Raw genomic sequence first — 22,166 nt, 5'->3', positions numbered from 1 at the left:
ATTTGCTACAGAGGGTTGTACACGGCTTGCCGGCAATTTGGCAAATGGCTGTCGCAAATCGTGTGCCTGATGTCGGTGGATTCACGCCGCGAAGGGCGCTGGCCGGTGGCGGGGGCTGGGCGCATAGTCGATGTTCGACAACCCTCTACACATCCTCCACAACAACAAGGCAGAGGCGGCCATGACCAAGACCCTGCATCACCGTGCCTGTCACCTGTGCGAAGCGATCTGTGGGCTGAACATTGAAGTCAGCCATGACGACGACGGGCAGGCTCAGATCAGTTCGATCAAGGGTGACCCCCAGGACCCATTCAGCCGCGGCCATGTCTGCCCCAAGGCCGTGGCCCTGCAGGACATTCAGAACGACCCCGACCGCCTGCGCCAACCGCACAAGCGGGTGGGCGAGCACTGGGAGGCCATCGGCTGGGACGAGGCCTTTGCCCTGGCCGCCGACAGGCTGTGGGCGATCCAGCAGGTCCATGGGCGCAATGCCGTGGCGGTGTACCAAGGCAACCCGAGCGTGCACAACTACGGCCTGATGACCCACAGCAACTACTTCCTGGGCCTGCTGAAAACCCGCAACCGCTTCTCTGCCACCTCGGTGGACCAGTTGCCGCAGCACCTGGTCAGCCACCTGATGTACGGCCATGGCCTGCTGCTGCCGATCCCGGACATCGACCAGACCGGTTTCATGCTGATCCTCGGCGGCAACCCGCTGGCCTCCAACGGCAGCATCATGACCGTGCCGGACGTGGAAAAACGCCTGAAAGCCCTGCAGGCCCGGGGTGGGCGCCTGGTGGTGGTGGACCCGCGGCGCAGCGAAACGGCGGCGATGGCCGACAGTCACCTGTTCATTCGCCCTGGAGGGGATGCGGCCTTGTTGTGTGGCTTGCTCAATACCCTGTTCGCTGAAGGCCTGGCGCGCGGCTCACACTTGCCGGTCGTCGGCCTGCAGCAGGTGCGCGAAGCGATCGCGCCGTTCAGCGCGGAGGCCATGAGCGCGCACTGTGGCATTGCCGCGACAGACATTCGCCAGCTGGCAAGGGACTTTGCCGCGGCCGACAGGGCGGTGTGCTACGGCCGCATGGGGGTTTCGACCCAAGCCTACGGCACCCTTTGCCACTGGCTGGTGCAACTGATCAACCTGGTGACCGGCAACCTTGACCGTGAAGGCGGCGCGTTGTGCACCGAGCCTGCCGTCGACCTGGTGGCGACCACCTCGGGTGGCCATTTCAACGCCTGGCAGAGCCGGGTGTCGGGCTTGCCCGAGTACGGCGGCGAACTGCCCGTGGCGGCCTTGGCCGAGGAAATGCTGACGCCCGGCGAAGGGCAGGTGCGTGCGCTGGTGACGGTGGCTGGCAACCCCGTGCTCTCAACGCCCAATGGCCGCCAGCTGGATGTGGCGCTGGACGGGCTGGAGTTCATGCTCAGCATTGACCTGTACATCAACGAAACCACCCGCCATGCCGACCTGATCCTGCCCTCTACCTCGGCGCTGGAAAACGACCATTACGACAGCACATTCAACTTGCTGGCCGTGCGCAACGTGACCCGCTTCAACCGGGCGATCCTGGCCAAGCCCGAAGGGGCATTGCATGACTGGGAAATTTTTGTCGGACTGGCACAAGCGTTCGCCAAACGCGCCGAGCTGGAATTGAAGCCGACCTTGGCACCGGCGCAGATGATCGACCTGGCCCTGCGCAAGGGGCGTTATGGTGACGCGACACCCTGGCAGCTGTCGCTGGCAGCGCTGGACGAGCACCCGCATGGCCTCGACCTGGGGCCATTGCGCGCCAACCTCGCTGCGCGCCTGACGACTGCCAGCAAGGCCGTTGAAGCGGCGCCCCAGGTGCTGCTGGATGACTTGGGGCGACTGGCGCAACAGGCCCCTCCGGCGCCGGGCGAACTGCTGCTGATCGGCCGTCGCCATGTTCGCAGCAACAATTCATGGATGCACAACTTTCATCGACTGGTGAAAGGCAAACCGCGCCATCAGTTGTTGATGCATTCGCAGGACCTGCAGCATCGTCAGTTGCAGGACGGCCAGCGAGTTCGTATCCGCTCGCGTACCGGGGATCTTGAAGTCGAGGTTCAGGCCTGCGAGGACATGATGCCTGGTGTAGTCAGCCTGCCCCATGGCTTCGGTCACTCTCGTCAAGGCGTGCACATGAAGATCGCCAAGGCGCAACCTGGGGTGAGTGCCAACGACCTCACCGATGAGCGTCTGCGTGACCAGGTTTCCGGCAACGCCGCCCTCAATGGCGTACCCGTGCAGGTAGAGGCCGCGTAAGGAATGGTAAGGCCGAGCATGCTGCTCGGCTTTCCGTTACAATGCGTCACCGTGCCGACGACCGCGTCGGAAAGTTCAGCCGAGGTGCTACATGGATATCATCGAAACGATCAAAGAGCAGATTGCCAACAACACCATTCTGCTTTACATGAAAGGCTCGCCGAATGCCCCGCAGTGTGGCTTCTCTGCGCGTGCATCGCAGGCCGTGATGGGTTGTGGCGAGAAGTTCGCCTACGTCGACATCCTGCAGAACCCGGAAATCCGTGCGAACCTGCCAAAATACGCCAACTGGCCGACCTTCCCGCAGCTGTGGGTAGCCGGTGAACTGGTCGGCGGCAGCGACATCATGCTGGAAATGTTCGAGAAGGGTGAGCTGCAGACCCTGATCAAGGAAGCGGCTGCCAAGGCCAAGGCTTCCGAGGCCTGATTTTCCGGCAAGCATGAAAAAACCCGCTGATCGCGGGTTTTTTCATGGAGCGAATATTTATTCTTCGCCCATCTGCGACTGCAGGTAGTTCTCGATACCAATCTTGTCGATCAGCCCCAGCTGGGTTTCCAGCCAGTCGATGTGTTCTTCCTCGGACTCGAGGATATCTTCGAGCATGTCACGCGAGCCAAAGTCGCCAGCGGTTTCGCAATGGGCGATGGCCGCTTTCAGGTCGACCAGGCCTTTCTGTTCGATCTTCAGGTCGCATTCGAGCATCTCTTTGGTGTGCTCGCCAATCAGCAGCTTGCCCAGGTCCTGGACGTTGGGGATGCCTTCGAGGAAGAGAATACGCTTGATCAGTTTGTCAGCGTGCTTCATCTCGTCGATGGATTCCTTGTACTCGTGCTTGCCGAGTTTGTTCAGGCCCCAATCTTCGTACATGCGTGCGTGCAGGAAGTACTGGTTGATCGCGACCAGCTCGTTTCCGAGGATCTTGTTGAGATGCTGGATGACGCTTACGTCGCCTTTCATGTCGGGTTCCTGCCCTGTAGAAGTGTGCCAATACAGTGAAGTTTGAGCCCGATACTTAGGTGTGTCAAACCTAAGTTCTTGAATAATAAGTGAAAATTAATGGAAATAAGAATGTTTGTGAACCGCGTTGGAGCGCTAACTTATTGAATTGCGAGCATAAAAAAACCGGACGCAAGGTCCGGTTCTTCGAATTCTTCGTTTTCAGGCTGCGGTAAATTCCACGGGGTAGGGCAGGGCTGCCTGGCTGACCTGGAGTTCGGTCAGGGTCTCGCGGACCACCTGCTTGGCCACGCAGGCACATTTGCCGCACTGGCTGGCGACGTTGGTGGCGGCTCGCACTTCCTTGTAGCTGCAGCATCCTTCATAGATCGCATCGCGGATCTGTCCGTCGGTAACGCCGACACAAAGACACACATACATAAAGGCTGACCATCGTTGGTGGGCTCGATGGAGTGGAGCTTAATGTTAATGAGAATGCTTGTCAAAGGAGTTTCTGAAAGGGCCGTGCTTGAGCGACCGGCGGTTGCTTCGTCGTTGGAGTCGGCCTGTCACCAGAAGCCGTGTATGATGGACGGCCTTTGTTGGATGTCGGGCAAGCCCGTCTGGCCCGGCAAACGGTTTTTCACCCTCATCAGGAGATTACAATGAGCGTACTCGTTGGTAAGAAAGCCCCCGATTTCACCGTTCCGGCCGTGCTGGGCAACGGCGAGATCGTCGACAGCTTCAACCTGGCTTCGGCCATCAAGGGCAAGTACGGCCTGGTGTTCTTCTACCCGCTGGACTTCACCTTCGTCTGCCCGTCCGAGCTGATCGCCCTGGACAACCGCATCCCTGACTTCCAGGCGCGCAACGTGGAAGTGATTGGCGTGTCGATCGACTCGCACTTCACCCACAACGCCTGGCGTAACACCCCGGTCAACAACGGCGGTATCGGCCAGGTCAAGTACACCCTGGCTGCCGACATGACCCACGAAATCTGCAAAGCCTACGACGTCGAGTCCGAAGGCGGCGTAGCCTTCCGTGGCGCCTTCCTGATCGACACCAACGGTGTTGTTCGTTCGCAGATCGTCAACGACCTGCCACTGGGCCGCAACATGGACGAGCTGCTGCGCCTGGTCGACGCCCTGCAGTTCCACGAAGAGCACGGCGAAGTCTGCCCTGCCAACTGGAAAAAAGGCGACAAAGGCATGAACGCTTCGCCGGAAGGCGTTGCTGCCTACCTGAGCGAGAACGCTGGCAAGCTGTAATTGCCGCGTGCATGAAAAAACCGGCCCTTGTGGCCGGTTTTTTTGTGCCGTCCTGTGCCGGCCTCTTCGCAGGCTTGCCCGCTCCCACATGAGTCGCACAATGGCTGAGGCCACTGCAGTACCTGTGGGAGCGGGCATGCCCGCGAACGCTTTTGCAGATCAATCGTTGAAATCGCGCCAGCCGCCCATCTCTTTCCAGCGGTTGACGATGCCGCAGAACAGCTCGGCCGTCTTCTCGGTGTCATAGCGCGCCGAGTGCGCCTCACGCCCGTCGAAGTCGATGTCGGCGCTCTGGCAGGCCCGCGCCAGTACGGTCTGGCCATAAGCCAGGCCCGCCAGGGTAGCGGTGTCGAAGCTGGAGAACGGGTGGAACGGGTTGCGCTTCAGGTCATTGCGCGTCACCGCCGCATTGAGGAAGCCCAGGTCAAAGCTGCTGTTGTGGCCGACCAGGATCGCCCGCTTGCAACCATTGGCCTTGAGCGCCTTGCGTACGCCACGGAATATGTCGGTCAGCGCACTTTCTTCGCTGACTGCCATACGCAGCGGGTGGTCCAGCTTGATCCCGGTGAATTCCAGCGCGGCCGCCTCGATGTTGGCGCCCTCGAATGGCTCCACGCGGTGGAAGTAGGTGTGCTCGGGGAACAGGAAGCCCTTTTCGTCCATGCCGATGGTGACTGCGGCAATTTCCAGCAGGGCATCGGTAGCGCTGTTGAAGCCGCCGGTTTCAACGTCTACCACTACCGGCAGATAGCCGCGGAAACGCTCGGCCATCGGGTGGCGCGAACCGCTGCTGCCTTGGGTGTCGAGGTCGTCTTCGTAGAGGTCTTCGCTCACGCGTTTTCCTCCAGCAGGCGCCAGCGCAGTTTTTCGCCGGCGCGCAGCGGGACCACGGTCTGCTCGCCAAACGGCAGGCTATCCGGGGCGGTCCATTCTTCGCGGACCAGGGTAATGGTGTCGGTGTTTGCCGGCAGGCCGTAGAACGCCGGGCCGTGCAGGCTGGCAAAGCCTTCCAGCTTGTCCAGCGCGTTACGCTGCTCGAACGCTTCGGCGTACATCTCGATGGCTGCGTAGGCGGTGTAGCAACCGGCGCAACCGCAGGCGGCTTCCTTGGCGTGTCGGGCGTGTGGGGCCGAGTCGGTACCCAGGAAGAACTTCGGGTTGCCGCTGGTGGCCGCATCCAGCAACGCCACCTGATGGGTGTTGCGCTTGAGGATCGGCAGGCAGTAGAAGTGCGGGCGAATGCCGCCAACCAGCATGTGGTTGCGGTTGTACAGCAGGTGCTGCGCGGTGATGGTCGCGCCGACGTTGGCCGGGGCCTCGGTGACGAACTGCGCGGCATCGCTGGTGGTGATGTGCTCGAACACCACCTTCAGTGTCGGGAAGCGCTCGACCACACGGCGCATATGCTCGTCGATGAAGCGCTTCTCGCGGTCGAACACGTCGATCTCGCTACGGGTCACTTCGCCATGCACCAGTAGCGGCATGCCAACTTCCGCCAGCGCCTCGATGGCCGGGAAGATGTTGTCGATGCTGGTCACGCCCGAGTCGGAATTGGTGGTGGCGCCAGCAGGGTACAGCTTGGCGGCATACACGAAACCGCTGGCCTTGGCCGCGCGGATGTCCTCGGGGCTGGTGCGGTCGGTGAGGTACAACACCATCAGCGGCTCGAAGCTGCTGCCAGCCGGGCGGGCGGCCAGGATGCGCTCACGGTAGGCGCCGGCCTCTACGGCATTGCGTACCGGCGGAACCAGGTTGGGCATGATGATGGCACGGGCGAAAGTACGCGCCACATCGCCAACGGTGTGGGGCAGGACGGCACCATCGCGCAGATGGATGTGCCAGTCGTCGGGACGCAGGAGGGTCAGGCGATCGGACATTGGGGATTCCAGGCGGGTCGAACTCAAGCCCCAATGCTACCGGAAAACCCTGGGTGGAGCACGGCTATCAAGTTTTCCGCCAGGCGTCCGATAGCCTGCAGGTAAGCCGTCTGAATTTGTGGAGCCGCCCGTGCGCCAGCGTTACCTAGCCCTGTTGACCCTGTTCGCCAGCCTGCCGGCCGGTGCGCTGACCTTCCAGACGCGCATGGAAAACATTGCCTGGAAGGTCGAGGGTGACCAGTTCGAATGCCGGCTGATCCAGCCGATCGATGGTTTCGGCAGTGGCGAGTTCGTGCGCCGCGCGGGCGAGCAGCCGGTGTTCCAGTTGCGCTCGGACAGCAACGTACTGGGGGCGGGCACGGCCACATTGCTGGCAGCTGCTGCGCCGTGGCAGCCTGGGCGCAGCGACATCAATCTGGGCAGCGTGCGCATCGCCCGTACCGGGGTGTTGTTCAGTTCTTCCCAAGGCCAGGCCAGTCGCCTGATCAACGGCCTGCTCGATGGGCGCAGCACGGTGGTACGCAATTATGCCGGCGAGGCGGGCAGGCCGATGGAGGTGCGTGTGCTGCCGGTCAGCTTCGCCAAGGCCTACAACGACTATCAGGCCTGTGCCGGCAAGCTGCTGCCGATGAATTACGATCAGGTGCGTCAGACCCAGGTGGGCTTCCCCGGGGGAGGCTTCGAGCTGGATGGCGCGGCCAAGGCACGGCTGGATGTGATCCTCGACTACATCAAGGCTGACCCGACCGTTAACCATGTAGAGCTCAACGGCCACTCCGACAACAGTGGCAATCGCCTGACCAATCGCGACATGTCGCGCCGCCGGGCACTGGCGGTAGCCGACTACCTCAAGGCCCATGGCGTTCCGGAAGAGCAGATTACCGTGCGTTTCCATGGCGAGCGTTACCCATTGGCGAAGAACACCAATGCTGCCAACCGGGCGCGTAATCGTCGGGTGAATATCGAACTGGATCGGGTTGCGGTCATCGAGAAGCCGGCTGAGAAGCCTGTCGAAAAGGCCCCTGAGCCAACACCTGCCAAGTCCTGAAGGCTGCTCCCACACGGCATTTCATAATTTCCGACGGTAAGTCGCCCTTCCGAAACTTCTTGTCGCTTTGTCGTCAGAAGCTGTCGCCCCACTGTAATTTTATCCGTAACGTCGTTAGAATCGATCCCTTTCCGTACAACCCCGTGGAGTGATGGCATGGCGGACGTAAAAAAGGTCGTACTGGCGTATTCCGGCGGCCTTGATACTTCGGTGATTCTCAAGTGGCTGCAGGATACCTACAACTGCGAAGTGGTGACCTTCACCGCTGACCTGGGGCAGGGCGAAGAGGTCGAGCCGGCTCGTGCCAAGGCCCAGGCAATGGGCGTTAAAGAGATCTACATCGACGACCTGCGCGAAGAATTCGTGCGTGATTTCGTGTTCCCGATGTTCCGCGCCAACACCGTCTACGAGGGCGAGTACCTGCTGGGTACTTCCATCGCCCGTCCGCTGATCGCCAAGCGCCTGATCGAAATTGCCAACGAAACCGGCGCCGACGCCATTTCCCATGGCGCCACCGGCAAAGGCAACGACCAGGTGCGTTTCGAACTGGGTGCCTACGCGCTGAAGCCAGGCGTCAAGGTAATCGCCCCATGGCGTGAGTGGGACCTGCTGTCCCGCGAGAAGCTGATGGACTACGCCGAGAAGCACGGCATCCCGATCGAGCGCCACGGCAAGAAGAAGTCGCCGTACTCGATGGACGCCAACCTGCTGCACATCTCCTACGAAGGCGGTGTCCTGGAAGATACCTGGACCGAGCACGAAGAAGACATGTGGCGCTGGAGTGTCTCGCCTGAGAACGCCCCGGATCAGGCTACCTACATCGAGCTGACCTACCGCAACGGTGACATCGTTGCCATCGACGGTGTCGAGAAGACTCCGGCCACCGTCCTGGCCGACCTGAACCGTATCGGTGGTGCCAATGGCATCGGCCGTCTGGATATCGTCGAGAACCGTTACGTCGGCATGAAGTCGCGCGGTTGCTACGAGACCCCTGGTGGCACCATCATGCTCAAGGCCCACCGTGCCATCGAGTCGATCACCCTGGACCGCGAAGTCGCTCACCTGAAGGATGAGCTGATGCCGAAGTACGCCAGCCTGATCTACACCGGCTACTGGTGGAGCCCGGAGCGTCTGATGCTGCAACAGATGATCGACGCTTCGCAGGTCAACGTGAACGGCGTGGTACGCCTGAAGTTGTACAAGGGCAACGTCACCGTTGTCGGCCGCAAGTCGGACGACTCGCTGTTCGACGCCAACATCGCTACCTTCGAGGAAGATGGCGGCGCCTACAACCAGGCGGATGCAGCTGGCTTCATCAAGCTCAACGCCCTGCGTATGCGCATTGCTGCCAACAAGGGCCGCTCGCTGCTCTGATTGCCGTCATGTGCAGCAAGAACCCCGGCTCAGGCCGGGGTTTTTTTTCTGTGGAATCAGTGGCCGTCGTTTGCCACCTGTTCATCAAGCGCGCTGATCGATAGTTGCGCGCACTGGCGTCTGTCCAGGTTGCAAAAGCGCCAGGTGCGAGATTGCTGAGGCGGTTGGGCGAGGGCGGACAGCAATTGCTGCTCCATCATGCGATAGGCATCGGGGCCGGAAAACATGAACGTGACAGGCTCGCCCTGCAGCGCTTCGCCGGTACTACCGGGAATTGCATGCTTGGCCACATCACTCGGTGTCGATGTGTTGTCGTTTGGCGTCCTGTTTGGCGACGGGTCGTAGAACGACTTGTAATTGAAGTTGAGCGTGAGGAAGAACAGTGCCGTCAGGAAGAATGGGAAGCCCACCAGGAACCAGGTATAGAGCTTTTGGCTGGATTCGCTGAGAAACGGCAATGTGGCAAGGGCGGAGGCTTCGATAATCCCTGCGAAGATGGCAATGATCGTCAGCGGGGCGACAGGCTGTACTTGGTGCATATGGGTCGTCTCCAGCGATTTTGCACATCTTTACCTTACGGCGATGCTCAACTAAAGACTGGATTGTTTCCCGGGTGAGAATAATCGCTTGAAATCCTGATGACGGTGTTTGTTCAGCGCATTTGAGCTGAATATTTCCTGAGGTGTCGGCCGGTTTCCAACTGGTGCACTTTTACCAGCCGGTGATACCGTTCATTTGGTAACAGGGAATTTGATTGTTACAAGTGCATCAGTTGAGTGTAGGAAATTTCTGTAAGTGTTGTAGGTTCTATCTGTTCATATATTTCGCCGGTAAATCACCGCGCCAGTAAGCGTTCTGTAGGTTATCTTGGCGGGCCAAAGCAAAAGCAATGAATGGATATCGCATGAATAAAGTGCTTATCGTGGATGATCATCCGGTCATACGCCTGGCCGTACGCATGCTGATGGAGCGGCATGGGTATGACGTCGTGGCGGAAACCGACAACGGGGTGGCTGCGCTGCAACTCACACGGCAACACCTGCCGGATATCGTGGTGCTCGATATCGGTATCCCCAAGCTGGATGGCTTGGAGGTGATCGGTCGCATGACAACTTTCAGCCCGGGCAGCAAGGTGCTGGTGCTGACATCGCAGGCCCCCGGCAACTTCTCGATGCGCTGCATGCAGGCGGGGGCGGCGGGGTATGTGTGCAAGCAGCAGGAACTCACCGAGCTGCTGAGCGCCATCAAGGCCGTACTGTCGGGCTACAGCTACTTCCCCAACCAGGCCTTGCATGTGTCACGTGGCAGGGGCGGAAGCGAGACGGATATGGTCAACCGCCTCTCGGCGCGCGAGATGACCGTGTTGCAACAGCTGGCGCGAGGGCGTTCCAACAAGGAGATTGCCGACAGCATGTTCCTCAGCAACAAGACGGTCAGTACCTACAAGTCGCGCCTGTTGCTCAAGCTCAATGCGCGCTCGCTGGTCGACCTGATCGAGCTGGCGCAGCGGCAAGGGTTGAACTGAACGCCAAGGCCGTAAAGCCTCCAGCCAGGAGGCTTTGCCAGGGTTACAGATCGTAGTCGAAGTCGGCCAACTGCTTCTGCAGGCGCCTTTCCTCCAGCATATTGTCGATGGTGCGGCGCTTGCTCAGGTTGGTCTTTGCGGTTTCCACCTGGGGTTCCGCTTCGTCATCTGCGGCAACAAAATCATCTTCGATCGACAGGTCGTCTTTATCGCTACTCATGAGTCGCTCCAAGCCAAGGGGCCATTGGCCGTCCTTATAACCAGAAAGCAGACGCTGGTAAAAAAGATTTTTTCAATCGCTGCCGGTAGTTTCCAGCTATCGACTCAATCGTCGGAGGTCTTGTGCTTGTACTCGCACAAGTCTTCAATCCGGCAACTGCCGCAGCGTGGCTTGCGTGCCTGGCACACATAGCGCCCGTGCAGGATCAGCCAGTGGTGGGCGTCGAGCAGGTAATCCTTTGGTACGAACTTGATCAGCTTTTTCTCCACTTCCAGCACCGTCTTGCCTGGCGCAATGCCCGTACGGTTGCTGACCCGGAAGATATGGGTATCCACCGCCATGGTCGGCTGGCGGAACGCTGTGTTGAGCACTACGTTGGCGGTCTTGCGGCCAACGCCGGGTAGCGCCTCCAGGGCTTCGCGAGTCTGCGGGACCTGGCTGTCATGGCGTTCGATCAGCAGCCGGCAGGCTTCGATAACGTTCTTCGCCTTGCTATTGTACAAGCCAATGGTCTTGATGTACTCACTCAGGCCTTCGACGCCCAGCGCATAGATGGCCTCGGGGGTGTTGGCGACCGGGAACAGGCGTGCGGTGGCCTTGTTGACGCCGACATCGGTGGATTGCGCAGACAGTGTCACGGCGACCAGCAACTCGAACGGGGTGGTGTACGCCAGTTCGGTCTTCGGGTCGGGGTTGTCTTCGTGCAGCCTGCGAAAGATCTCCAGGCGTTTGGCGGCATTCATGAAATCAGAGCTTTCCTTGATGACGTGATTGGGCAGGGCCCGGACGCAGGCGATTGTACAAGGCCAACAGCAGTCCGAGCAGTAGCAAGGCGCCCGGGGCCAGGCTGGCCAGGTGCAGGCCGATACCGTCGGCCAGCCATTGGCGGCTGGCACCAAGCAGCAGGCATGTGGCAAGCAGCGCGCAAAGGTGGCCGGCGAGCAGGCGCCAGCGCCCTTGATCGGGTAGCAGGTAGTCAATGGCCAGGCATTGCAGGCACAGCAGTGCGGGATAGTGGCCGAGGGAGAGTGCCAGTGGCAGCAGCCAGGCACGCAGTGCCAGTTGCAAGCAACTGGCCAGGGCCGCCAGAACCAGCAGGCTGGCCAGTACATAGGTCCAGGTGACAGACCGTCGGCGCAGGGGGGGCATTAATAGCTGGTGAAGGCTGCTCAGCAGCACTGCGCACACGCCTATGGTGGCGCCTTCGCTCAGTGTTCGGGTGGCGCCCAGCAGAGGCACCAGGCTTGCGCCGAGCAGGTAGAGCCTATTCATGCGTGGCGCCCTCCAGCAATACCCTGCGCTGCTCATCGAAGTAGCTCAGCGCTTCCTGTAGCGCGACGATCACTGCACGTGAGGTCACGGTTGCGCCGGCCAACTGGTCAAAGTCGCCCTGGTCGCGCTTCAGCGCCCAGTGGTCGCCCAGCTGACGATTGGCAAATTGCCCCAGCCAGTTCAGCTGCGCATCACCCAGGCGTGCACCCAGCCCAGGGCTTTCCTGTTGCTCGACCACCTGGCTGCCGATCAGTCGGCCGTCCGCTGCGATGGCCACGCTCAGCACGATAGGCCCGGCATAGCCCTGGGCCTTTGTGACCAGTATGACGGCGGCCGGTTTACCCGCCAGCGTTGCCCGGTAAGCTGCCAGGATGCGGCTGTTTGGCCGCTGTGCGGCGGGCCTAGGCAACGGGCTGTCCAAAGGTTGGTTGTCGTAACTGCCTTCTGGCAACACCGCCAGCCGCTGGCGGCTATTCAGTTGCTTCTCGGCGTCGGCGATGGCTGCGCTGGTCCAGTGCTGCCAGGCCAAAGTGGTCGACAGCGCCAGTGCTCCGGTCAGGAGCAACAAACCCACATCACGTACCAGGCGCTTCATCGGGCAACCTGCTGGCGCTGCAGAGCCAGGCGTTCGAGGCTCGGCGCCATGAGGTTCATGAGCAGGACGGCGAACGCTGTACCGTCCGGGTAGCTACCCCAGGTGCGGATCAGATAGATCAGCAGGCCCGCCCCCAGGCCGAAACCCAGCTTCGCCCACTCCTGCCGGGGCCCGGACACCGGTTCGGTGGCAATGAAGAACGCCGCCATCATTGTCGAGCCGGAGAACAGGTGCACCAGGGGAGAGCCGTTGGAGTCCGAGCCCGAGCCATTCCAGCCCAGCAGGCTGAACAGGAACAACCCAGCCAGCAGACCGGCCGGCGCATGCCAACTGATAACCTTGCGTTGCAGCAGGAACAGGCCGCCCAGCAGGAACGCCAGGTTGACCCATTCGCTGCCCCGTCCACCGATGCTGCCGAAGCCCGGGTGACCGGCGAACAGTTCATCGATGGTCAGGCTGTGGTTGTGGCGAAGGCCGTCGAGCAGCGTCGGCCTGGCCCAGGCATCGATCTGCTCGCCGCCGGCGAACACCAGCTGTAGGCTGTCGAGCAGGCCTGGTGCCGGCCCCGGCCAATGGTTCATCTGCAACGGGAAGCTCAGCAGCACGAAGGCGTAGCCGACCATGGCCGGGTTGAACAGGTTGCGCCCAACCCCGCCAAAGGCCTGCTTGCCGATGCCGATGGCAACGCTGGTAGCGACCACCGGCAACCACCAGGGTGCCAAGGTGGGCAGGGCGGCGGCGAGCAGCACGGCGGTCACCAGCGCGCTGCCGTCGTTCAGCGCCGTGCGCAGCGGTTGTGCTCGCAAGGTAAGCAACAGCGCCTCGCACAGCAGCGCGGTGCTGGCGCACAGCAACAGGTTCAGTAGCAAACTCCAGCCATGCAGCCAGAACAGCGCCAGCAGGCCAGGTACGCAGGCCAGCAACACCAGGCCCATGCTGGTGCGTAGCCGCGGGTCGGGCTTGGCGGTCATTGGGCGAACAGCCCGTTGAAGCCGGAAAACGCCATGGCCATTACTCCGGCCCCAAGCAGTTCGATGGGCAGGCCGCGCATTGCCCCGGGGACGTCGGCATGAGCGCTGCGCTGGCGCAGGTCGGCGAACAGCACCAACGCCAGCCAGAAGCCGCCGCCGGCCAGCAGGCCTTGCAGCAAGGTAGCGAGCCATGTGCTTTCGTCGCTTGCCTGTTGCAGGGTCAAGCCCAGTACTACCGCGTCGCTCAACAGCAGCGCGGGCAGTTGCGTCACCGGCCAGCTCGGGCGCCATCTTGTCAGTAGCCATGGTACGCCCCAGGCAAGCACGGCCAGCCAGGGCAACAACAGGAACAGGGCAAGGTCCTGGGCTTGCAGTGGGGCAAGCACCCCGCGCACCAGTAGTTGTGCGCCGATCACGCCCAAGGCAATGCACAGTGCGCAGGCGAGACCGTGCACGTGGAGGTGCAGCCTTGGGAATGGCTGTTGTTGCAGGCACAGGTGATTGACCAGCGCAGCGCTGATCAGTACCAGGATGTAGTCGCTCATGAGATGACGATAGCCGGGAATCGGGGCGATTGTCCGGGTTTGGCATCGAGGTGCCGGAGTCATTGTGAGAGCGGGCGTGCCCGCGAACACCGGCAACGCCGGTGCCATGCACCGCGTAGTCAGTTTCGCGGGCACGCCCGCTCCCACAAGGTCCAGCAGGTTTTGTTACTTGATGCGCTGGCCTGGCTTGGCACCGCTGTCCGGGCTCAGCAGGTAGATCTCTTCACCGCCAGGCCCGGCCGCCATGACCATCCCTTCGGACACCCCAAAGCGCATCTTCCGTGGCTTGAGGTTGGCCACCATCATGGTCAGCCGGCCTTCCAGCTGGGACGGGTCGGGGTACGCCGACTTGATGCCGGAAAACACGTTGCGGCGCTCGTCACCGATGTCCAGGGTCAGTTGCAGCAGCTTGTCCGCGCCCGGTACGGCTTCGGCCTTGACGATCAGTGCCACGCGCAGATCGACGGCAGCGAAGGTGTCGAACTCGATTTCCGCCGACAGCGGGTCCTTGGCCAGCTCGCCATTGCCGGCCGGGGCCTTGGCTTCGGCGGCCAGCAGGTCTTCCTTGCTGGCGGCGACCATGGCTTCGACCTTGGCCGGTTCGATGCGGCTCATCAGCGCCTTGAACGGGTTCAATTGGTGGTTTTCCAGGCGCGACAGGTGGTCGTTCCAGGTCAGTGGTGTCACGTTGAGGAAGGCCTCGGCGTCGGCAGCCAGTACCGGCAGCACCGGCTTGAGGAAGATCACCAGCTGACGGAAAAGGTTGATGCCTTGGGCGCAGATGGCCTGAACTTCATCCTGCTTGCCTTCCTGTTTGGCCAGCGACCATGGGGCCTTGTCAGCGATCCAGGCGTTGGCGCGATCGGCCAGCGCCATGATTTCGCGCATGGCACGGCCGAAGTCGCGGCCTTCATAGGCGTCGGCGATCGACGGGGCGGCCGCCAGGAAGGCTTCGGTCAGCTCCGGTGCAGCATCGCCAGCTACCATCACGCCTTCATTGCCCTTGTGGATGAAACCGGCGCAGCGGCTGGCGATGTTGACCACCTTGCCGACCAGGTCGGAGTTGACCTTCTGCACGAAGTCTTCCAGGTTCAGGTCCAGGTCATCGACGCCACGGCCCAGCTTGGCAGCGTAGTAGTAACGCAGGTATTCCGGCTGCAGGTGGTCGAGGTAGGTGCGGGCCTTGATGAAGGTACCGCGCGACTTGGACATCTTGGCGCCGTTCACGGTCAGGTAGCCGTGCACGTTGACCGCGCTCGGCTTGCGGAAGCCCGCGCCTTCGAGCATGGCTGGCCAGAACAGGGCGTGGAAGTTGACGATGTCCTTGCCGATGAAGTGGTACAGCTCGGCCTTGGAGCCTTCGTTCCAGAACGCGTCGAAGTCCAGCTCCGGGCGGCGTGCACAAAGGTTCTTGAAGCTGGCCATGTAGCCGATCGGTGCATCCAGCCACACGTAGAAGTACTTGCCTGGCTCGCCCGGGATCTCGAAGCCGAAGTACGGTGCGTCGCGGGAGATGTCCCATTCCTGCAGGCCCGAGTCCAGCCATTCGGCCAGCTTGTTGGCTACCGCGTCCTGCAGCGTGCCGCTACGGGTCCACTGCTGCAGCATGGCCTGGAAGTCCGGCAGCTTGAAGAAGAAGTGCTGGGAATCACGCAATACCGGGGTGGCACCAGAGATGGCCGACTTGGGGTTCTTCAGCTCGGTGGGTGCGTAGGTGGCGCCGCATTTTTCGCAGTTGTCGCCGTACTGGTCTTCGGCCGCGCATTTGGGGCAGGTGCCCTTGATGAAGCGGTCGGCGAGGAACATGCCCTTTTCCGGGTCGAAATACTGGGTTACCGAACGGGTGGCGATGTGCCCGGCGTCTCGCAGGCGCGCGTAGATCAGGCCCGACAGCTCGCGGTTTTCTTCGCTGTGGGTGGAGTGGAAGTTGTCGAAGTCCACCAGGAAGTCGGCGAAGTCGCTGCTGTGTTCGGCCTGGACGTTGGCGATCAGCTGTTCCGGGGTGATGCCTTCTTTCTCGGCGCGCAGCATGATGGCCGAACCGTGGGCGTCGTCGGCGCAAACGTAGATGCACTGGTTGCCGCGCAGCTTCTGGAAGCGGACCCACATGTCTGTCTGAATGTACTCGAGCATATGGCCAAGGTGGATCGATCCGTTGGCATAGGGCAAGGCGCTGGTGACGAGAATCTGACGTGGCTCGGACATGGTGGCTCGGCTACTTATCTGGCGACGGGGTAAAAATGAGGTTGATCGGCCACTATAAAGGGCTGGCGAAGATATTTCACCCCGCATGCGCATCTGCTGACGATTGACGGGTTAGGATAGGCGTCTGTTTTACATTCAGTTTGCCATTGGGAGTCTCCATGAGTGCCGTCACCCGTGCCGCCGTCGAAGGCGTGCTTCGCCAGTACACCGACCCCTACCTGAACCAGGACCCGATCAGCGCCGGCTGTGTGCGCGCAATCGATATCCAGGGCGGCCAGGTCAGCGTGCAATTGCAACTGGGTTATGCCGCAGGGCTGTTCAAGAACGGCTGGGCCCAGGTGCTGCAGACCGCCATCGGCAACCTGGAGGGCGTCAGCAGTGCCCAGGTGTCGATCGACTGCGTGGTGGCTGCGCACAAGGCCCAGGCTCAGGTGCCGGCAATGGCCAACGTCAAGAACATCATCGCCGTGGCCTCGGGCAAGGGCGGTGTGGGCAAGTCGACCACCGCGGCCAACCTGGCCCTGGCGCTGGCTCGCGAGGGCGCGCGGGTGGGTATTCTCGATGCTGATATCTATGGCCCCAGCCAGGGCGTGATGTTCGGCATCGCCGAAGGCACCCGCCCGCAGATTCGCGAGCAGAAGTGGTTTGTGCCGATCAAGGCCCATGGCGTGGAAGTCATGTCCATGGCGTTCCTTACCGACGACAACACGCCGATGGTATGGCGTGGCCCTATGGTTTCCGGCGCGCTGCTGCAGCTGGTGACCCAGACTGCCTGGGACGACCTGGATTACCTGGTGATCGACATGCCGCCGGGCACCGGAGACATCCAGCTGACCCTGGCGCAGAAGGTACCGGTTGCCGGTTCGGTGATCGTCACCACCCCGCAGGACCTGGCCCTGCTGGATGCCAAGAAGGGCGTGGAGATGTTCCGCAAGGTCAACATCCCGGTGCTGGGCGTGGTGGAGAACATGGCCGTGCACATCTGCTCGAACTGCGGCCATGCCGAGCACCTGTTCGGCGAAGGCGGTGGCGAGAAGCTGGCGAGCCAGTATGGCGTCGACCTGTTGGCGTCGTTGCCGCTGTCGATGCTGATTCGCGAGCAGGCCGATAGTGGCAAGCCGACGGCGATCGCCGAGCCGGAAAGCCAGATTGCGATGATCTATCAGGAGCTGGCCCGTCAGGTGGGTGCGCGGATCGTGCTGCAGGAAGCTGCTGCGCCGGCGATGCCTAGCATTACCATCAGCGAAGATTGACTGGCAGACCGAGTCGCCTGCTTCGCGGGTAAACCCGCTCCCACAGGTACAGCGCAGACTTCAAGTACCGCGTTATCCCTGTGGGAGCGGGTTTACCCGCGAAGAGGCTGACTCGGTCTTTCGACCAGGCATAAAAAAACCCGCCGGAAGGCGGGTTTTTTGAAAGCTAGGAAGCTTCGATCGACTTAGGCGATCTGAACTTCTTCAGCCTGCATGCCTTTCTGGCCGCGGGTAGCGACGAAAGTAACAGCCTGGCCTTCTTTCAGGGTTTTGAAGCCGTCAGCTTGGATGGCTTTGAAGTGCACGAACAGGTCGTCGCCCGACTGAGGGGTGATGAAGCCGTAGCCTTTCTCATCGTTGAACCACTTAACAACACCGGATTGACGGTTGGACATTTTTCTGTCTCCTTGGACAATTTGATAACGGTCAGGAAAAACCCTGGCCGGGACTGAGCGCAAAGAGAGCAGAAAATTCAGCGATGGGCCGATCAGGATCGTGCATCAAACTAGAGATTCTCGGTGTCACGTGCAGCACAGTGGCGCCACCTTACCCCACTTTCCGCAACCTGCCAATGGTCAGAAGGCGCTTTACGCAAATTCGGATCGACGGCGGCTGAAGCCCCCGCCCGGCGCGGGATGAGGCATGGAACTTTAACCTGGGCGCCGGGACCGGTAAGATGCGCGTCTCGAATTTTCACCTCGCAACTCTTCAGGACACCCCGCCATGAGCATCAAATCGGACAAGTGGATTCGCCGCATGGCGCAGGAACACGGCATGATCGAACCGTTCGTCGAGCGCCAGGTGCGCGGCGAACAGGACAGCCGGGTGATCTCCTTCGGCGTCTCCAGCTACGGCTACGACGTGCGCTGCGCCGACGAATTCAAGGTGTTTACCAACATCAACTCGGCCACCGTCGACCCGAAGAACTTCGATGCAGGCAGTTTCGTCGACATCAAGAGCGACGTGTGCATCATCCCGCCGAACTCCTTCGCCCTGGCGCGTACCGTCGAGTATTTCCGCATTCCGCGTGATGTGTTGACCATCTGCCTGGGCAAGAGCACCTACGCCCGTTGCGGCATCATCGTCAATGTCACCCCGCTCGAGCCCGAGTGGGAAGGCCATGTGACACTGGAGTTCTCCAATACCACCACGCTGCCGGCGAAGATCTACGCCAACGAAGGTGTGGCCCAGATGCTGTTCCTGCAGTCCGACGAAGAATGCGAAGTGTCGTACAAGGACCGTGGCGGCAAGTACCAAGGCCAGCGCGGCGTCACCCTGCCGCGTACCTGAGCCGACAAGCGCGGGGAATTCCCCGCGCCTTTGGCACTCCAACTGGATAACGCCGGTACGCATGACGCGTAGCGGCCTTGCCAGGAGCAGCCAATGAAACTCCACCCCGCAATCAGTGCCAAGCTGGCAGGCCTGCAGCCCAACCACGTCGGGTTGCTACCATGGTCACTGCTGGCACACCCGCTGCCGATGCAGGCGGGGGGCGTGCCCCACCAGCCTGACCCGGATACCCCGCAACCGCCGGAGCCTGGTGAAACACCACCCATGGAGCCGGGCGAGCCGACCCTGCCGGACGAGCCTCCACCGGCACCTGTAGCTTGAGTGATCCGGGCTAGAGCGGCCAGACGCGGTCTGCACCGGTCAGGAACACCCGGCTGGCGCCCGTGGGGGCGATTTCCCAACCCCCGGTAAATTCACCGAACGCCGGCAGCAGGCTGACCTGTCCATCGATCAGGAAGCAGGGCAATCGCAGGCGTTGCCGAGCCTTGCCGCGCAGGACGAATACCGGGTGTACGTGCCCTGCCAACACCGGTTGGGTCGGGTGGGGGCGGGGTTCGTGTTGTAGCGCAAAGGGTTCCAACAGCCAGGGTTCGCTCACGACTTCGATACCGAGTGAGGCGGGCGGGTCACCGGCGCTTCGATCGTGATTGCCGCGGATCAGCACGATTTTCAGGGTTCTGTGGCGCTCTCGCCAGGCCTGCAGCGTTGCCAAGGTTGCCGGCGCCTGCGCTGCGCGCGCATGCAGAAAATCGCCAAGAATGATCAGTTGCTCGCAATCATGCCTTGCCAGCAATGCATCCAGGCGGGCGAGTGTCGCCTCGGTAGTGCCGCGCGGTACCGGTTGGTGCAAGGCGCGATAGCTTGCTGCCTTGCCGATGTGCAGGTCGGCCACCAGCAGGGCGTGACGGGCTGGCCAGTAAATGGCCTTGTCCGAAAGCAGCCAGAGCACTTGGCCATGGTGTTCGATGGGTAGAAGGTTGGTCATTCCGTAGCGTCCGCCGCACTGTTCAGCTCCGCGACCATCCTCGCAATCCGGTCCGCCAGTCTCTCGGTGCTCAACGTTTCGCGCATGCCTTCCACCAGCAAGGCAAATGCCAACGGTCCGGGCCGCTTGAGTGGTCGCAGTTCCAGCTGTAACTGCCCCATCTTCAGCAATTGCCGGTGCAACCGCTCGATCTCCAGCTCCTCATTCAGCACCTCGTCCCGTGCCTGGGCCAGCAGCAGGTTGCCGGTGTCATGCTTGCGAAATACCTCATAGAACAAGCCGCTGGAGGCCTGGATCTGCCTGAGGCTTTTCTGCGCCGCCGGATACCCGCCAAACACCAACCCGGCAATTTGTGCGATCTCGCGAAAACGACGCAACGCCATTTCTCCTGCGTTGAGGCTGGCCAGTACATCATCCAGCAGGTGTTCGGTACCAAGTGCCTGCGGAAGGTGTGTGGCCCAGTCCACGTTGCCCGGGCTGAGCAGTTCGAACCCGTAGTCATTGACCGCAATCGAAACCGAAAGCGGCTGCACGCGGCTAACCCGCCAGGCGATCAGGTTGGCCAGGCCAAGGTTGGCCATGCGCCCGGCGAACGGATACAGGAACAGGTGCCAACCCTGGCGCGACTTGAAGGTTTCTGCCAGCAGCGTTTCGGGGGTGGGCAGCGCCGACCATTGCGCCTGCAAGGCCAGCAGGGGGCGTACTGCTCGCATCTCCGGGCTTTGAAAGCGCCCTTGGGATGCTGCGCCGAGCTGCTCGACCAGTGCGTCGGCCAGTTCGCTGGAGAGCGGCATGCGGCCACCATTCCAGCGTGCAACCGCTGCCTTGCGCGCGGTACTGCGGCGTACGTAGGCCGTCATGTTTTCCACGCGCACCAGTTCCAGCACTCGCCCGGCGAACACCAAGGTGTCGCCAGGGCGCAAACGGGCAATGAACGCCTCTTCGACGCTGCCCAGCGCCTTGCCCCCACCACCCTTGCTCCAGTACTTGAGCTGCAGGCTGGCGTCGCTGACGATGGTACCGATACTCATGCGGTGGCGACGTGCCAAACGTTCGCTGGCAACCTTGTACGTGCCGTCGGGCTGGCGCTCGACGCGCTGGTAGTCTGGGTAGGCGCTGAGTGAGCTGCCGCCATGGCAGACGAAGTCCAGCGCCCATTGCCACTGGCTGTCACGCAATTCGCTGAAGGCCCAGGTACTGCGCACTTCGGCCAGCAACTGCTGCGGGTGAAAGCCGCTGCCCAAAGCCATGCTTACCAAGTGTTGCACCAGCACGTCCATGCACAAGCGCGGCGAATGCCGGGCTTCGATGTGCCCGGCTGCCAGGGCGTGCCTGGCGGCGGCTGCTTCCACCAGTTCCAGGCTGTGGGTGGGCACCAGAGTAACCCGGGAGCGCCGCCCCGGCGCATGGCCGGAGCGCCCGGCCCGTTGCACGAGACGGGCAATGCCCTTGGCGGAACCGATCTGCAGTACTCGCTCCACGGGCAGGAAGTCCACCCCCAGGTCCAGGCTGGAGGTGCAGATCACTGCCTTCAGGTTGCCTTGCTTGAGGCTGCGCTCGACCCAGTCACGGGTATCGCGGGCCAGTGAGGCATGGTGCAAGGCAATCAGCCCGGCCCACTCGGGGCGTACCTCGAGCAGGGCCTGGTACCAGAGTTCGGCCTGCGCCCGAGTGTTGGTGAAGACAAGGCAACTAGTGCTGGCATCTATCTCCCGGCTGACCTGATCGAGCATCTTCAAACCCATGTGCCCGGCCCAGGGGAAGCGCTCGATGGCCGTTGGCAGCAGGGTATCGACCTGCAACTGCTTGTCCTGTCGGCCTTGTACCAGCAGGCCGCCTTGTGGCAGCAATACGTCCAGCGCATGTTGGAGATTGCCGAGGGTCGCGGACAGGCCCCACGTCGGCAGGCTCGGGTGCCAGTGGCGCAGGCGGGCCAAAGCCAGTTGCAGTTGTACCCCACGCTTGTTGCCCAGTAGTTCGTGCCATTCGTCCACCACTACCAGGCGCAGTGTGGCGAAGTCTTCGCGAGCTTGTGCCCGGGTCAACAGCAGCGTAAGGCTTTCAGGGGTAGTGACCAGTACGCTGGGCAGGCGCCGTGCTTGCCGGGCACGTTCGGCACTGCCGGTGTCGCCGCTGCGAATGCCCACGCTCCAGGGCAGGCCCAGGTCGTCCAGCGGCATTTGCAGTGCGCGGGCGGTGTCGGCGGCCAAGGCTCGCATGGGGGTAACCCACACCACCTGCAAGGGTGCAGCATGACGCCCTTGGGCTTCGGCCTTGAAGGCCCTCAGTGCGGCGAGCCATACCGCGTAGGTCTTGCCGGCACCGGTACTGGCATGCAGCAAGCCGGATTCGCCCCGTTCCACGGCGGCCCAGACACGGCGCTGGAAAGCGAAAGGCTTCCAGCCACGCTTGGCGAACCAGGCCTTGGCGAGGTCGGTGGCGGCGGGCATGGGGCATAGGGTCCTTCGGTGGCTGTGTTTCTACAGACAACCAGCCAGGCGCAATGGTTTT

The 22,166-nt window shown here is 61.8% G+C and carries 24 protein-coding genes; 9 read left to right on the top strand and 15 right to left on the bottom strand.

Translation table 11 applies throughout. The features are described 5' to 3' along the window. The first annotated feature begins 181 nt into the window (after window positions 1–181). Together NY023_RS21940 and grxD are read left to right on the top strand one after the other, a co-directional pair. Entirely contained in the window at window positions 182–2,290 is a 2,109-nt protein-coding gene (locus tag NY023_RS21940) for a molybdopterin oxidoreductase family protein (RefSeq protein ID WP_044047286.1), read from the top strand. A gap of 91 nt (window positions 2,291–2,381) precedes the next feature. Continuing rightward, window positions 2,382–2,717: a Grx4 family monothiol glutaredoxin gene (gene grxD / locus NY023_RS21935; RefSeq protein ID WP_003254949.1), complete on the top strand. Its 336-nt coding sequence runs from the start codon at window positions 2,382–2,384 to the stop codon at window positions 2,715–2,717. A 57-nt stretch (window positions 2,718–2,774) separates the two neighbouring features. Here the strand turns inward: grxD and bfr are convergent, their stop codons facing one another. Together bfr and NY023_RS21925 are read right to left on the bottom strand one after the other, a co-directional pair. After that, entirely contained in the window at window positions 2,775–3,248 is a 474-nt protein-coding gene (gene bfr, locus NY023_RS21930; RefSeq protein ID WP_003258014.1) for a bacterioferritin, read from the bottom strand. A gap of 201 nt (window positions 3,249–3,449) precedes the next feature. Further along, window positions 3,450–3,668 carry a bacterioferritin-associated ferredoxin gene (locus NY023_RS21925; protein ID WP_003254947.1) on the bottom strand — a complete coding sequence of 73 codons (219 nt, stop codon included), beginning with the start codon at window positions 3,666–3,668 and terminating at the stop codon, window positions 3,450–3,452. 224 nt (window positions 3,669–3,892) lie between these two features. Between NY023_RS21925 and NY023_RS21920 the strand changes: the two genes are divergently transcribed. Beyond that, entirely contained in the window at window positions 3,893–4,495 is a 603-nt protein-coding gene (locus NY023_RS21920) for a peroxiredoxin (protein WP_003254945.1), read from the top strand. Between the two features lie 159 nt (window positions 4,496–4,654). Here the strand turns inward: NY023_RS21920 and rnt are convergent, their stop codons facing one another. Further along, window positions 4,655–5,266, bottom strand: coding sequence for a ribonuclease T (gene rnt / locus NY023_RS21915; protein ID WP_230388460.1), 612 nt, complete (start codon window positions 5,264–5,266; stop codon window positions 4,655–4,657). 59 nt (window positions 5,267–5,325) lie between these two features. Then, window positions 5,326–6,372 (bottom strand): dihydroorotase, encoded by a 1,047-nt coding sequence (gene pyrC, locus NY023_RS21910; RefSeq protein WP_013973958.1) that lies wholly within the window; start codon window positions 6,370–6,372, stop codon window positions 5,326–5,328. Window positions 6,373–6,502: 130 nt separating this feature from the next. Here pyrC and NY023_RS21905 point away from each other — a divergent pair, with 130 nt between their 5' ends. Then, complete coding sequence (locus tag NY023_RS21905) at window positions 6,503–7,420, top strand: flagellar protein MotY (protein WP_013973957.1); 918 nt, start codon at window positions 6,503–6,505, stop codon at window positions 7,418–7,420. 156 nt (window positions 7,421–7,576) lie between these two features. Further along, window positions 7,577–8,794: an argininosuccinate synthase gene (locus NY023_RS21900; protein WP_013973956.1), complete on the top strand. Its 1,218-nt coding sequence runs from the start codon at window positions 7,577–7,579 to the stop codon at window positions 8,792–8,794. Between the two features lie 56 nt (window positions 8,795–8,850). Here the strand turns inward: NY023_RS21900 and NY023_RS21895 are convergent, their stop codons facing one another. Next, a complete protein-coding gene (locus NY023_RS21895; protein ID WP_013973955.1) occupies window positions 8,851–9,333 on the bottom strand; it encodes a hypothetical protein in 483 nt (160 codons plus the stop codon). A 365-nt stretch (window positions 9,334–9,698) separates the two neighbouring features. Here NY023_RS21895 and NY023_RS21890 point away from each other — a divergent pair, with 365 nt between their 5' ends. After that, entirely contained in the window at window positions 9,699–10,319 is a 621-nt protein-coding gene (locus NY023_RS21890) for a response regulator transcription factor (protein WP_023660944.1), read from the top strand. Window positions 10,320–10,362: 43 nt separating this feature from the next. Here the strand turns inward: NY023_RS21890 and NY023_RS21885 are convergent, their stop codons facing one another. The 7 genes from NY023_RS21885 to metG all read right to left on the bottom strand — a co-directional run bounded on the left by NY023_RS21885 (window position 10,363) and on the right by metG (window position 16,127). Next, entirely contained in the window at window positions 10,363–10,539 is a 177-nt protein-coding gene (locus NY023_RS21885; RefSeq protein ID WP_003258006.1) for a PA3496 family putative envelope integrity protein, read from the bottom strand. Between the two features lie 104 nt (window positions 10,540–10,643). Beyond that, window positions 10,644–11,282 (bottom strand): endonuclease III, encoded by a 639-nt coding sequence (nth, locus tag NY023_RS21880; RefSeq protein WP_013973953.1) that lies wholly within the window; start codon window positions 11,280–11,282, stop codon window positions 10,644–10,646. A 4-nt stretch (window positions 11,283–11,286) separates the two neighbouring features. Beyond that, window positions 11,287–11,811 carry an NADH:quinone oxidoreductase gene (locus NY023_RS21875; RefSeq protein WP_013973952.1) on the bottom strand — a complete coding sequence of 175 codons (525 nt, stop codon included), beginning with the start codon at window positions 11,809–11,811 and terminating at the stop codon, window positions 11,287–11,289. Beyond that, window positions 11,804–12,406, bottom strand: a complete 603-nt coding sequence (locus NY023_RS21870) for an RnfABCDGE type electron transport complex subunit G (RefSeq protein ID WP_013973951.1) — start codon at window positions 12,404–12,406, stop codon at window positions 11,804–11,806. Before NY023_RS21870 ends, NY023_RS21875 begins: the two co-directional genes overlap by 8 nt. Continuing rightward, window positions 12,403–13,377: an RnfABCDGE type electron transport complex subunit D gene (locus tag NY023_RS21865; protein ID WP_013973950.1), complete on the bottom strand. Its 975-nt coding sequence runs from the start codon at window positions 13,375–13,377 to the stop codon at window positions 12,403–12,405. The genes NY023_RS21870 and NY023_RS21865 overlap by 4 nt, the downstream gene beginning before the upstream one ends. Continuing rightward, window positions 13,374–13,922 (bottom strand): Rnf-Nqr domain containing protein, encoded by a 549-nt coding sequence (locus NY023_RS21860; RefSeq protein WP_013973949.1) that lies wholly within the window; start codon window positions 13,920–13,922, stop codon window positions 13,374–13,376. The genes NY023_RS21865 and NY023_RS21860 overlap by 4 nt, the downstream gene beginning before the upstream one ends. A 165-nt stretch (window positions 13,923–14,087) precedes the next feature. Beyond that, window positions 14,088–16,127, bottom strand: a complete 2,040-nt coding sequence (metG, locus tag NY023_RS21855) for a methionine--tRNA ligase (RefSeq protein WP_013973948.1) — start codon at window positions 16,125–16,127, stop codon at window positions 14,088–14,090. A 158-nt stretch (window positions 16,128–16,285) separates the two neighbouring features. Here metG and apbC point away from each other — a divergent pair, with 158 nt between their 5' ends. Beyond that, a complete protein-coding gene (gene apbC / locus NY023_RS21850) occupies window positions 16,286–17,380 on the top strand; it encodes an iron-sulfur cluster carrier protein ApbC (protein ID WP_013973947.1) in 1,095 nt (364 codons plus the stop codon). 185 nt (window positions 17,381–17,565) lie between these two features. On the opposite strand, the gene NY023_RS21845 is transcribed toward apbC, so the two are convergent. After that, complete coding sequence (locus NY023_RS21845) at window positions 17,566–17,775, bottom strand: cold-shock protein (RefSeq protein WP_003254922.1); 210 nt, start codon at window positions 17,773–17,775, stop codon at window positions 17,566–17,568. A gap of 328 nt (window positions 17,776–18,103) precedes the next feature. On the opposite strand from NY023_RS21845, the gene dcd reads away from it, so the two are divergent. Together dcd and NY023_RS21835 are read left to right on the top strand one after the other, a co-directional pair. Next, entirely contained in the window at window positions 18,104–18,670 is a 567-nt protein-coding gene (dcd, locus tag NY023_RS21840) for a dCTP deaminase (RefSeq protein WP_003258001.1), read from the top strand. 93 nt (window positions 18,671–18,763) lie between these two features. After that, window positions 18,764–18,991 carry a hypothetical protein gene (locus NY023_RS21835; protein ID WP_003254918.1) on the top strand — a complete coding sequence of 76 codons (228 nt, stop codon included), beginning with the start codon at window positions 18,764–18,766 and terminating at the stop codon, window positions 18,989–18,991. Between the two features lie 10 nt (window positions 18,992–19,001). Here the strand turns inward: NY023_RS21835 and pdeM are convergent, their stop codons facing one another. Then, window positions 19,002–19,655 (bottom strand): ligase-associated DNA damage response endonuclease PdeM, encoded by a 654-nt coding sequence (gene pdeM / locus NY023_RS21830; protein ID WP_013973946.1) that lies wholly within the window; start codon window positions 19,653–19,655, stop codon window positions 19,002–19,004. After that, the gene (locus NY023_RS21825) at window positions 19,652–22,105 is read right to left on the bottom strand and encodes a ligase-associated DNA damage response DEXH box helicase (protein WP_013973945.1); all 2,454 of its coding nucleotides are present in this window, start codon (window positions 22,103–22,105) and stop codon (window positions 19,652–19,654) included. Before NY023_RS21825 ends, pdeM begins: the two co-directional genes overlap by 4 nt. Between the last annotated feature and the right edge of the window lie 61 nt (window positions 22,106–22,166).

Origin of the sequence: Pseudomonas sp. NBB, assembly GCF_032701105.1 — a bacterium.
GTDB classification, from domain to species: Bacteria; Pseudomonadota; Gammaproteobacteria; order Pseudomonadales; family Pseudomonadaceae; genus Aquipseudomonas; species Aquipseudomonas asiatica.
This window is presented reverse-complemented; position numbering and strand designations above follow the sequence as displayed.